This window comes from Paucilactobacillus suebicus DSM 5007 = KCTC 3549, from assembly GCF_001434475.1.
Taxonomy (GTDB): domain Bacteria; phylum Bacillota; class Bacilli; order Lactobacillales; family Lactobacillaceae; genus Paucilactobacillus; species Paucilactobacillus suebicus.
Genome location: NZ_AZGF01000051.1, coordinates 1 through 10,252 on the forward strand (window position 1 = coordinate 1; position 10,252 = coordinate 10,252).

Annotated in this window: 8 protein-coding genes; all 8 read right to left on the reverse strand. The window is 39.5% G+C overall.

The annotated features are described in order from the left end of the window. Positions 1–102: 102 nt before the first annotated feature. Positions 103–1,851 (reverse strand): pyruvate oxidase, encoded by a 1,749-nt coding sequence (spxB, locus tag FD16_RS12045; protein ID WP_010623152.1) that lies wholly within the window; start codon positions 1,849–1,851, stop codon positions 103–105. Positions 1,852–2,094: 243 nt separating this feature from the next. Continuing rightward, positions 2,095–2,847 carry a hypothetical protein gene (locus FD16_RS12050; protein WP_010623151.1) on the reverse strand — a complete coding sequence of 251 codons (753 nt, stop codon included), beginning with the start codon at positions 2,845–2,847 and terminating at the stop codon, positions 2,095–2,097. A 36-nt stretch (positions 2,848–2,883) separates the two neighbouring features. Next, on the reverse strand, positions 2,884–4,524 hold the full coding sequence (locus FD16_RS12055) for an amino acid ABC transporter ATP-binding/permease protein (protein WP_010623150.1): 1,641 nt from the start codon (positions 4,522–4,524) through the stop codon (positions 2,884–2,886). After that, on the reverse strand, positions 4,524–6,218 hold the full coding sequence (locus FD16_RS12060) for an ATP-binding cassette domain-containing protein (RefSeq protein WP_010623149.1): 1,695 nt from the start codon (positions 6,216–6,218) through the stop codon (positions 4,524–4,526). Before FD16_RS12060 ends, FD16_RS12055 begins: the two co-directional genes overlap by 1 nt. Then, positions 6,211–7,644, reverse strand: coding sequence for an ABC transporter ATP-binding protein (locus tag FD16_RS12065; RefSeq protein WP_010623148.1), 1,434 nt, complete (start codon positions 7,642–7,644; stop codon positions 6,211–6,213). The genes FD16_RS12060 and FD16_RS12065 overlap by 8 nt, the downstream gene beginning before the upstream one ends. After that, positions 7,637–8,320, reverse strand: coding sequence for an energy-coupling factor transporter transmembrane component T family protein (locus tag FD16_RS12070; RefSeq protein WP_010623147.1), 684 nt, complete (start codon positions 8,318–8,320; stop codon positions 7,637–7,639). Before FD16_RS12070 ends, FD16_RS12065 begins: the two co-directional genes overlap by 8 nt. Further along, positions 8,317–8,916 carry an MptD family putative ECF transporter S component gene (locus FD16_RS12075; protein WP_010623146.1) on the reverse strand — a complete coding sequence of 200 codons (600 nt, stop codon included), beginning with the start codon at positions 8,914–8,916 and terminating at the stop codon, positions 8,317–8,319. The genes FD16_RS12070 and FD16_RS12075 overlap by 4 nt, the downstream gene beginning before the upstream one ends. 284 nt (positions 8,917–9,200) lie before the next feature. Further along, positions 9,201–10,252: LPXTG cell wall anchor domain-containing protein (locus FD16_RS12950; RefSeq protein ID WP_162255734.1), on the reverse strand; the 1,052-nt coding region annotated here is incomplete at its 5' end.

The window sequence follows — 10,252 nt, forward strand, 5'->3', positions numbered from 1 at the left end:
TTTTCTATCAGTACTTCTTGACGAAGAACCTCAATTGTCAAATACCGACAATCAATGTGTGTAGCTCTCTTATACCACGGCTTCAACCCGTGTTGTTCCGCACTATTGTACTTTGAATTCCTTCAAAAACTGACTGAATGGAACCAACCCTTCAGTGCGATATTTCTTCGTAAATGCATCCACATCCGCTTGGGTATGGTTTGCATCTGTTTCCAGAACTAATTGTTCAACTGGTAATGGACGATCGTCTGAAATCTTTACGTCAATTACTACCGGACCATCAGCGTTCTTCGCTTCATCGAAGGCTTGCTTCAATTCAGTTAACGTGTGCACTTCGTAACCCTTGGCTCCAAGTGCAGTTGCCGCATCCCCGAAGTCTGCGTTGATCAAATCAACACCTGAATGTGGTTGTGGTGTATCGTCCTGTTCAGCTTCAATAAAGCCAAGTGACTTGTTGGTCAGCACAACGTTGATAATCTTTTCGTTGTACTTAACTTGGGTCAGAATGTCTTGCATGACCATGGTGAAACCACCGTCACCACTAATTGAAAATACTTGACGATCAGGATATGATTCTTTGGCTGCAATCGAAGTTGGTAGGCCATAGCCCATCGTTGCATACCATGCAGACGTTGTGATCTTTTGTGATGTCTTCATCTTCAACAGACGATAACTATCAATTGTCACGTTACCAACATCAACTGAGAAAATGGCATCGTCGTCAGCAATTCGATTAATTTGTTCAAAGACAGAATCAACGTTCAATGGTGTCTTGTCTTCGTCAACAAACTTAGTTAACCATTCGTTCCAGTTCTTCTTGTCCGCAACCAGTGCGTCGTAGAATGGACGTGAAGCAACTGGTTTGGCGATCTTCAACATTGCCTGAAGAGTAGCTTTAGCATCAGCTAAAATACCAACATCAACGTGATGACGCTTGCCAATGTTACTTGGTTTGACGTCTACTTGAACAAACTTAGTATCTGGCTTGATAAAGAATGGCGCAAACGGCATGTTCGTACCGATAAAGAGCACTGCATCAGCATTGCTTGCGGCGTCAACACCGGTTTTGGCGGCCACACGACCAGCACTTAGCATGTATGCTTCATCTGAATCAGGCAAGGTGCCCTTGGCAATTGCTGAAGACATCAAAGGAATCTTCAATTGATCAGATAACTGTTTTAATTCTTTAGCGGCCTTTTTGGCACCAACACCAAAGTAAATTAATGGCTTCTTGGCATTAGTTAAAATATCAACAGCCTTCTTAACAGCATCTTCATTTGGTAATGGATAATTGTCAGTAAACGTAAACTTATCAGCTGTTGATTCAAAATTATCGTCAATTTCGGTCCAGCCTAGGTCCTTTGGAATCGTGACCACAGCCACACCAGAATTTTCGTAGGCCTGACGAATAGCTTGATCAATTACTAATGGTAACTGTTCTGCAGTCATGACAGTCCGGTTGTAAACTGAAACATCCTCAAACATTGGATTTTCATTTAATTCTTGGAAGTAATCGGTGTTCATAATTGAGGTAGGGACTTGTGCCACAATGGCCAGTACTGGAGCATGATCATATTTTGCGTCATATAATCCGTTTAACAAATGAACTGCACCAGGGCCAGCTGATCCAAATGTTACCCCAATTTTTCCAGTTAACTTTGCTTCACCAGAAGCGGCAATCGCACCTACCTCTTCGTGACGAACCTGGATATATTTCATCGTCTTCTGACGATTGTGGAGAGCGTTCATTGTTGAATCAAATGAACCGCCTGGCAAACCAAAAATGTGGTCAACATGCCAGTCTTCTAACACTTTAATCATTGCGTCTGATGCATTAATTTTTGTACTCATCGATAAATTCCTCCTCAGAAATATAAATCAATTAACGCTACCTATCATAATCTACTTACTAAAAATAAGCAACTACTTTGTTCAATTTTGTGTAACCGGTTAAACATTTGCTGTGCATATCATTAGACTAAATCAAAATGATAAGTTTCACAAGAATTACACTCACCTATTACGAAAAAATTAAGGACAAAAACAGGTCAAAGCAACGATCACACTTTACATCGTTACTTTGACCAATAGTTGTTATATTTCTAGCAATTCAAATGCTTGATCTGCGCTAGTATTTAGCTGGGTACGAAACTGGTATTGATCATACAATTTACGGTCTGCATCATTAACACGAGTTAGTTCAACTGAATCCAAGCTCAAAATTCGTTTGTAGTGTTTAGCTTGATCAGAGTATTTACGAGATGTCTGTTCACTAACTTCCGTGATAAATGGCTCTACATTTCTAAACTTATCAATTAAGTAAAAATTGCGGACAATAATATCAGCTCTAATCTGATCCTCAATAAAAATAATTGCCTTTTTTATATCGTCCATATTAATTTTGGCACTTAGCTGCTCATCGGGTGCAAAAACCAGTGAGTCATATATCTCACTATTCTGGCTATCAACGTTAATAATCCTGTGTTTTGCTCGCAATTCATCAGCTTTATTAGCTTCGTAGGTAATATCTGGATACTGCTCTGGACTGATTCGTGCTTCACCGTTTGTATGCAGATCTTGAACGTTGCTGACGCCCAAAATCGTATCATCATTCAGCTTCTCACCTTTGATGAACTTCTGAATTGAATCGATTACCTGATCTGGTTTGTTAAATAGAACAAATGTTAGATCTGTGGTAATGTCCTTTGCGAATACATCAAAATTCACAGATAACTTACCATCGCTGTCCGTCATACCATTTTCTAGTAAATGATTCATCAAAATTTGACTTAAATTTACTCCGTAACGGTGGTTTGCCGATAATAAAACATAATTCGTGGTTGTCATGGCTGATCAGTCCCTTGCATAGATTTATTAGCTTCATTATAGGACTGTTTGCGTTTTCAAACTACTTTTTGTCATATCTTTTAGCCGACCATTATTCAACTGCAACACACGATCACAAATTGCTAGTGAACTTCGTCGATGGGTAACAATCACCACCGTCCCGTCATAGTGTTGCTTAACGGCGTTCAAAATTAATGCTTCATTCAGCACATCCAAGTTACTAGTAGGTTCGTCCAAAATCAATAGTGAACCATCATGAAGCAATGCTCTGGCTAATTCAAGTCGCTGTGCTTCACCCGCCGACAATAATTCTTGACCACTTGAAATTTTAGTATTCAATTGGTCAGGCAATTGCTTAATCGTTGTATTCAAATGAACCCACTCAAGCACTTGCCACATTTTTTCATCCGTAACTTGTTCATCACGTAGACTTAAATTTTCCCGAATCGAACCCTCAAAAATCCGTGCATTTTGTGGTACATAATTAATTTGTGAACGTAATTCAAACAACTTTAAATCGGTGATTTGGTTTTCATTAATTGTGATTGTGCCCTTTTGTGATTCGTACCATCTCATAATCAGCTTAACAATTGTACTTTTACCCTCACCGCTGGGACCGATGATCCCGATTCTTTCACCATCTTTAATTGATAAGTTAATATCTTGCAAAATTGTATCATTTAGGCGTTCAGGATACGTGAACTGAACTTGATTTAAATGAATCTGCTGAATTGATCCAATTTTACTAACCCCACTATCATCAATTGCTGAATGTTCATCAAATAAATCAAAAAGATGATGTGCTGCAACTAAGCCACCCGATAGCGAACCTGGTAAAGATCCCAGGGCCAGCACCCGACTAAATGTAAATGGAAATAAAAGGACCCATACCAGTGAAACTTGAGTGAGAAGGGAAACCAGTAGCACGGCAACGGTGCCTAGAACTAGTACCAGTTGCATTAACATCCCCTGTTGATCCTGCCTCATCGTCTTTCGTCGATTGACCCGCCAATAATCATTAGCGGCCTGATCCAATTTATCCAGTTGTTCTTGATCTCGCTGATATTGTTGTAATTCAAACTTCCCGGTGACTGTTTCGGCAGCTAACCGTTGATGCTCGGCGTCAACACGATTTAGTTGAACTGCTGTTTTTTTCAATAATTGTTGATTGAATAGTGGCAACATCGCACCAACGATGACATAAGAAATCAATGCAATAATGCCAATCAACGGCTGGATCGTCCAAAAATAGACGACTTGAATTGCAGAAACTATCAACCCAATGACGACTGGAGATAGCGTATGAGCGTAAAAAATTTCAATTTGTTCAATATCTTGGTCAATCACCTTCAATAAATCACTACTATGCTGATGATCAAGCTTGGCAGGGGCTAATTGAATCACCTTTCGATAAGTCAAATTACGAAACTTTGACAGAATTTTAAACGCCACTAAATGTCCCAAATATTGTTCGCCAAATCGACAAAAGCCTCCAATCACAGCCAATAATATAATTACTAACCATGGAAAGTCCTGAAATGAGTGCAGCAATGAAATAAACCCTAGTAAAATAATTCCCAGTTGTAAGAATGTCGCAACTGTTCCGGAAAGGATACTAGCGCATAAGATAAAGTTCAGCTTGCCGGCATTTCTTAAAAGCCTCACTAACAACTTCATTAGGCGCGCACCTCCTTCAATAGCTGATTTTGCTCGTCAATTAATTGTTTAAACGCCACGACTTTATTAGCCAATTCAACAGGAGTTCCATGAACCAGTCTTCCATTATCCACGAGATAAACTTCGTCAAGTTGTTCAATGTCATCAAGCCGATGGGTAATCAGCATCGTGATTTTTGATTGAGCCAGTTGTTTAATGACCCGCAAAATTTGACGAGCGTTATCAACATCAATATTAGAAGTGATTTCATCAAAAATATAAACCTGTTTATTAGCCAAAATAGCTCTGGCAATCGCAATTTGCTGTCGTTGACCAGGTGAAAGCCGCGCACCATTTTCACCGACCACCGTTTCGAACCTATCCGGCAGATCCTGAACAAACTGGCACAGATTCATTTCCTTTAACTGTCTTTCCCAATTAATATCAGTATGAACACCAAATAAAAGATTATCTTCAATTGATCCATCAAACAGGACAGATTCAGGACCCAAGTAGGCCACAAATCGCCACCAACTCTGTCGTGTGAGTGCCGTTAAATTAGTATTATCAACTGTAATCGACCCACTTGTCATTGGTAGTTGTTTCATCAATGTCCTAGCAATTGTGCTTTTACCACTACCGCTGGGTCCTGCTAGGCCAACCACGTGTCCAATCTCTAAATCAATTGTCACATTAGATAAAATATTGCGATCCGCATAACCCACGGAACCGTCTAATTTAACGAATCGTGGTGCTTTTTTTAGATCGACACTAGCACTACTAGTCTGATTAGTGTCATAATCAATCAATTCAAAAATATGTTTAACTTTCGGCAACGTAGACATAAAAATATGAATAAAATAACCGAACTTACGAAAATCAATTAACCAAAGGCTGACCAGTGAACTAATCAAAACGGCACTCATAATGTTTAAAGTACCAGCGGCAACTGCCATACCCTGCGCCACAACAAACCATCCTAAAGCTCCATACAGGCAAAGGTCCATAATCGTCAGTGTTTGCAGTTGATAAACTAACACGCCCATCGTTTTCTGACGAAAGTTCTCCGAATCCTCAGCAAAGTCTGCGGCATACTGTTCCTGTCGTTGATACATAATCAAACTATTCATTCCAAAAAAATCGTCTAAAAATCGTTGTCCCATGTGATTAAAACTAGCAATATATGCAAAGTTTTTCTTGTCACCGAGACCTTCCAGCAAACCCATGCCGCCGCCCAAAGCAAAAATACCTAGTAGTGGGATCAAGACGGTTAATGGGTGAATAAATAGAATGGTCACGACCATGACAATTCCAGTCATAATCAACTGCAAGCTAGTTGGAATAATCGTATCGTAAAACACAGCAATTCGTTTAATTGTTCCTAGGTCTTGATGCAGAATTTTCATCATCTTGGTCGTATCTGTTGACGCTTGCTTAAGGTAGTACTTGAAAAATTGATGTTGCAAATCCTTGCTCGCGGCGGACGCCCACCGATCACTCAAAATTGGGGCACCAACCATTAGGTAGGTAAAACTGACAATGAACTGAATACAAATGCAAATTAGCAAGGGTGTACTCCAGCTCCCACTAATTGCTCGGCCTGCACCAGCAGTTAAAACTGTAACCACTAACATTTCGCTTAACCACTGGCATAAAACTTGAATGTATGTGCGCCAGCGTTGCTGACCACCTAAGTTCCAAATGCGTTTAATCATTATGTATTCCTCCATTCATATTATCTGGCGTAACAACAGTCGTAATCCGGCCATGATTCATAATTAACACTTTGCTGCACGTCATATTTAGAAACTCTTGGTCATGAGAAACTATAATTAATAGAATTTCCGCTCGTTTCAGATGGGCGATCAAACTGCTTAGTCGTTGCATATTGCCATAGTCCATGCCACTGGTTGGCTCGTCCATCACAATAATCTTTTTACCAGACAATAACGCCGTAGCGATCGCTACCCGTTGTTTTTCTCCGCCAGATAATGTTTGGGGATGACGTTTTAATAGCTTAGTTAACTTCAATGATTCCAATAACTGCCTGTCTTGTTCGGTCAACCGTGATCCGTTACTAATTTCTTTTTCAACAGTTTCGAAGAAAAGTTGTAGATGAACATCCTGCATGACTAAAAAACTGTTTTTAACTAGTTGTTTTCGTGAAAGTTGTTGGCCATTAAATAGAATTGTCCCTTCATGGTGCTTAATCATCCCCGTCAATAATTGAATTAAAGTTGACTTACCGGCCCCATTTTCTCCGCTAATGCCAATAACATCACGGTTGCTAAGTTCTAATGACTTAATATCAATTAGTGACTCATGGCAATGATACCTGAACTTAAGATTGTGAGCTTCAAGTGTGATCAAATCGCTCAAATTACGCATAATTCGAGTCTTGGTAAGCCTTAACCGCGGTGCTGTCAGGTTTCTCAGACGGTATTTCGTAGCTAGTAGTGTTGCGTTCTCCCGCATTTCCTGCCGACTAATTTGACACTTTATGTGGCCATTATCGATGACGACAAATTGATCAGCTAAATCAATTAAATAATAAAGTCGATGATCAGCAATAATGACGCTACTACCTTCATTTTTTAGATCAAGAATTTGACGACGTAATTGTTCAATTGCGGTGACGTCAAGATTACTAGATGGTTCATCCAGTAAATAGAGCGGTGGTTTCAGCATTGTTGCACTCATTAACGCAGTCATTTGGCGTTGTCCACCAGATAGATCAAACATTGCACGGTTCAATAAATCCTGCGCATGATAGTAATTAACCACATTGTCGATTCTCTGAATCATCGTTTTTTGATCCATGCCCACATTCTCCATTGCAAATGCTAGTTCAGAATATACGTCTGGATTAATGAACTGGCTCTTTGGGTTTTGGAACACCATGCCGATTTCACTAGCATAATCATCAAAAGATAATGGCTCGTGATGTGCCCGGATTTCACCAGTGACATTTCCTCCGTATAAATTAGGAATGAGTCCACTAATAATGTTTAAAACAGAAGATTTTCCACTGCCGCTTTCACCACACAAAACGGTGACTTCTCCGGGCCAAATATTGAGATTAATATCTTGTAATATCTTATTTTTATTTTGACTGTAATTTACTTTATGGAGGCTAATCAATAAGCCACCTCCCCGCAATAAAAAATATTGATGACGTGATCACAATGTAGTCGATGAAGCGTAAGTGGTCACCGAAAATGCTGGTATGGATACCTTGATGACTGATGCCCCTGGTGATCACCACCGAAGATAGTTCCGAAGCGACTGTGTCAGCAGACGAAATCATGGGTATTAACACGTACTCAATTGCCCGTATCGGATGAACAATTAATGCTAGTTTTGAGGAAATTAACCCACGAAACTGTAACGCCTTAATAATATTTTTTAAATTATCCGTTAATGTTGGAAAAAATCGAAAAACGACAACCAATGGCAAAATAATATCGAATGGTACATGCATTCTTTGCAAGGAGCGCATCCATTCACTCACGTGGGTATGTTTAATTGCAAAGGTGGCAGCCATGATGGTTGGCAAGATTCTGCGTCCGCCAATAATTAGAAATGATCCAATAATTGACCACGTATCGTGAATATTCTTAAACACCGTGACGCTCAGCAATAATAGCAGGCTGAAAATCAGCCAGTATATCATGGCGGCATACGGGTCACCATTGATCAACAACAGAATTCCTAAAAATACAATAAAAACGATTTCGTACATTAACGACACGTTGGCCAGAAAAACAAAAGTTGCCAACACGATGATTACCAATTTAGTCAGCGGATTAAACCTCATGAGCGAGTTCCTCTGAGTCCAGCTAGGTGTTTATCATATATTTTCTGGGCAATCCACATGCCCAAAATGCTGCAAACAACGATTGATCCCATGCTAATCACGAAACTAACATTCGTGACCGCTGCGAAAACATGATTAATATAGGCTTGATCCTTGCCTCTACTAACTAATTCATTTATGTATGCTTGTTTCATAAACCACAACGGTAATATTGGTCCCGTTAAACCAAAGCTGAAGATCGTATAACTTAAATAAATTTTAGTCTTTCCACCCCTGGTGCCATGTTGTAACCAGTCCGCCAATAGTGAAAATATCAACTCTGGTACAAAAGCGATCGGAAAATGACCGGTAATCAAGAAGAAGATTCCCATTACAATCCCAATGGTTGTTAAAGCTCCAAATCTCGGCACTCTATCCAATACAGTTAGGTAAATAACGCCTGCTAGTAGTGCATTTAGTGCCGGTATCATAATTGAGTTAAAAATTGGAACTGTTAGTTTGAGAACTCCAGTTGATATGCAGACAACCAGGAAGTAGATTGCAGTATAAATGCCAATATAAACTAGTTCTTTAATTTTTGATTGTTGTCTTGCCATAATTAACCTCCAATATTGATAAAATTAAATCCAGCCTTGTTTCTAATCATTTTCTCATTATGCTTTTTTGTAATCAATGATGAAACTCAGTAATACCAGTGCTTTCAATGCATTTAGTGCTCAGTTTAAAATCATTATCACTTATTAAATATTAGGATAATTGTGAAATCTATCAGATTTATTACCCTTATTAGAATCATTCAACTCTGCAATTTTTTTGCGCGAAAAAAAGGACTTAAATCGAATTTTATCGGTTCAAGTCCTTTTGAATTACTATTTTCTACTTAATCTTCGTCACGTTTGCGACGCTTTATTCCAAATGCCAGTATCAATACATTTGCTTCAAGCATCAACCATCCAATCATTGAAGCGTCAGAATGACTATCGCCAGTCTGAGGTAGTTTATTCTGACTTGATTTAGTAGGTTGTGAAGATTTGTTTGGTACCGAAATCGTATTAGTATTTGATACTTTCGTCACTAATTTAACAGCTGGTGTTACGTTCGATGTTTCAGGCGTTGTTGACTGCGTGTTAGATGAAGCCACAGCATTTGCGTGATATACAACTGTGATCTCGCTAGATTCAGCATTATCATCTTTGACTGCACTAACAATCGACTGACTAGGGTTCATCCCATCTATTGATGGTGATGTAACACTAGCAAATGTTTCATTTCCATTAACAGCAACCCATGGTCCATAGGTAACAGTTGGATTATCTGGATTTGAGAAATCAACAATCGCAGTACGAGTATATTGCAAGGTTGCGGTGTGATCTGGGGCAACTGAATTTCCGTTTTCATCAACGTAATGAATAACTTGAGTAACAGTCTTTGTTAAATCCGATGATGTTACACCAGACGGCCACTTTGGGCCAGCAGGATCATTAGGGTTAACAAGCGTCCCGGGTTCATGAGGATTTGATGGTGTCACTTCTTGCTTAGTAGCAACGTAGAATACATCTAAATCTACAGGTGCTGGATAACTATCAACCATAGCTGCGACAGTTGCTTGATCTGTAGTCATATCATCGATAACTGGTGACGCAACTGAGGTAAATGTATCACCATCAGTTGCGGTCCAATCGCTGTAAGTAACGGTTGGTTGCCCTTCACTTGTTAGCGTTGAATAATCAACCGTTGCTGTCCGCGCAAAGTGCAACGTTTGAACATGATCTGATGCAATCTCATTACCATTGTCATCTAAATAGTGAATCGTCTGGGTAACAGTTTCATTAAGATCTGAATCATCGATGCCGGCGGGATACTTGATACTATTTGGATCATTTGGATCAATACTATCCGTTGTCGTCTTTGGATCACTTGGTGCAACGGTTA

Excerpts from the sequence above, each read along its gene's own strand:
- FD16_RS12055 (WP_010623150.1), bottom strand. The coding sequence starts at position 4,524 with ATGAAGTTGTTAGTGAGGCTTTTAAGAAATGCCGGCAAGCTGAACTTT.
- FD16_RS12060 (WP_010623149.1), bottom strand. The coding sequence starts at position 6,218 with ATGATTAAACGCATTTGGAACTTAGGTGGTCAGCAACGCTGGCGCACA.
- spxB (WP_010623152.1), bottom strand. The coding sequence starts at position 1,851 with ATGAGTACAAAAATTAATGCATCAGACGCAATGATTAAAGTGTTAGAA.
- FD16_RS12070 (WP_010623147.1), bottom strand. The coding sequence starts at position 8,320 with ATGAGGTTTAATCCGCTGACTAAATTGGTAATCATCGTGTTGGCAACT.
- FD16_RS12075 (WP_010623146.1), bottom strand. The coding sequence starts at position 8,916 with ATGGCAAGACAACAATCAAAAATTAAAGAACTAGTTTATATTGGCATT.
- FD16_RS12050 (WP_010623151.1), bottom strand. The coding sequence starts at position 2,847 with ATGACAACCACGAATTATGTTTTATTATCGGCAAACCACCGTTACGGA.